Below are 396 nucleotides of genomic sequence, written 5' to 3' on the forward strand. Positions count from 1 at the left end.
GTGGTCGGGCGCAACGGGTCGGGCAAGAGCACGCTCGCGCGGGTGCTGGCGGGGCTGGTGAAGCCGAGCGCCGGGCAGGTCCGGGTCGGCGGCGTCGATGTGTTCCGCGACCGCCGGGCGGCGCTCGGCACCGTCGGCATCCTGTTCCAGAACCCCGAGCACCAGATCATCTTTCCCCGCGTCGGCGAGGAAATCGCCTTCGGGCTGCGCCAGCAGGGCATGGGCAGGACGCGGGCAGCCGAGCGCGCCGAAGCCGTGCTCGCCTCGTTCGACAAGCTGCACTGGAAGGACGCCATCGTCTCGACGCTTTCGCAGGGGCAGAAGCACCTCGTCTGCATGATGGCGGTGCTTGCGATGCGGCCCCGGCTGCTGATCCTCGACGAACCCTATGCGGGG

At 70.5% G+C, this 396-nt stretch carries 1 protein-coding gene; it reads left to right on the forward strand.

All coding sequences use genetic code 11. The features are described from left to right. Positions 1-396, forward strand: a 396-nt coding sequence (locus tag KTN05_RS18830; protein ID WP_217330705.1) for an energy-coupling factor ABC transporter ATP-binding protein, incomplete at both ends; no start/stop codon positions are given.

Source organism: Paracoccus sp. Z118 (assembly GCF_019061185.1).
Taxonomy (GTDB): Bacteria; Pseudomonadota; Alphaproteobacteria; order Rhodobacterales; family Rhodobacteraceae; genus Paracoccus.